Origin of the sequence: Acidisphaera rubrifaciens HS-AP3 (assembly GCF_000964365.1) — a bacterium.
In the GTDB taxonomy this organism is placed as follows: Bacteria; Pseudomonadota; Alphaproteobacteria; order Acetobacterales; family Acetobacteraceae; genus Acidisphaera; species Acidisphaera rubrifaciens.
Genome location: NZ_BANB01001104.1, coordinates 1 through 582 on the forward strand (window position 1 = coordinate 1; position 582 = coordinate 582).

At 70.3% G+C, this 582-nt stretch carries 1 protein-coding gene; it reads right to left on the reverse strand.

What is annotated here, in order from left to right; translation table 11 throughout:
* Nucleotides 1–582: class I SAM-dependent methyltransferase (locus B8460_RS20235; protein WP_307188648.1), on the reverse strand; the 582-nt coding region annotated here is incomplete at both ends.

The following is a 582-nucleotide window of genomic DNA, read 5'->3' on the forward strand; positions in this document are numbered from 1 at the left end:
AACTCGAACCCGGGATGGCGCGCCTGCATCTCGCGCCAGAAGCGCCAGACGCCGAAACTGCCCTGATATTCGTTGGTATCGTGGAACAGCACCACCGCCCGCGGCGATAGTTTCGGCAGCCACGTCTCGTAGTCGTGGCGCACCGCCTCGTAGGTGTGCAGCCCGTCGATGTGCAGCAGGTCGATGCTGCCGTCCGCGAACCCGTCCACCGCCGCGTCGAACGTCATGCGCAGCAGCGAGGAAAAGGCGCCGTAGCGCGGATCATGGAAGGCGCGCAGATCGGTATGGATATCCTCGCCGTAAAAGCCGGCGTGCTCGTCGCCCTCCCACGTGTCGACGGCGAAGCAGCGCGTCGGCAGCCCCTCGCGCAGCACCGCCTCGCAGAACGCGGCGTAGGAGACGCCGGCATGCGTGCCCAGCTCGACCACCACCGCCGGGCGCAGGGTGGCGATCAGCCAGTGCGCGAAGGGGACGTGGCCGTACCACGCGCTCAGCGCCTCGCGGCTCGCCCGCCAGAACAGCGGGGCGAGGACGGGGGCGGTCAGCGCGCGCAGCCAGGCGCCGTCGTCGGCCTCCGCCCCC